The sequence below is a fragment of the Vogesella mureinivorans genome (assembly GCF_007644035.1).
GTDB classification, from domain to species: domain Bacteria; phylum Pseudomonadota; class Gammaproteobacteria; order Burkholderiales; family Chromobacteriaceae; genus Vogesella; species Vogesella mureinivorans.
In genome coordinates this window covers 1-412 of sequence record NZ_VMTV02001095.1, presented here as the reverse complement: position 1 = coordinate 412, position 412 = coordinate 1, and the positions used below count along the sequence as shown (strand labels likewise).

Sequence of the window (412 nt, the reverse complement as noted above, 5' to 3'; positions counted from 1 at the left end):
AGCAGGTTGACGATCGCGCCGCCATAGCAGAAGCCGGTGGCGCCAAGCTTGCCGTTGCCGCCCTCGAGCGCCAGCAGCCAGCGTGAGGCTGCGACGAAATCCTCGCGGCACTTGGCCTGGTCGAGCTGAGGGAACAGGGCGCGCGCCGAGTCCTCGTCGCCGGGATAGCCGCCGAGGGTGAACAGCGCGTCGGGCGCGAAGGCGCGATAGCCGGCAAGGGCCAGGCGGCGCGCAACGTCCTCGATATGCGGGTTCAAGCCGCGGTTCTCGTGCACCACCAGCACGCTGGGCAGCGGGCCCGCAGGCTCGGCTGGCTGGGCCAGATAGCCGCGCCCCTTGCCATGGCCCTGCGGCGAGTCGAAGTCGCGGTACTCCGTGCGCAGCCGCGCGTCGTCCGCGGCCACCTGCTGGG

Annotated in this window: 1 protein-coding gene; it reads right to left on the bottom strand. The window is 71.8% G+C overall.

The features are described from left to right. A partial coding sequence (locus FLQ44_RS22905; protein WP_206209134.1) for a dienelactone hydrolase family protein occupies nucleotides 1-412 on the bottom strand: 412 nt, incomplete at both ends.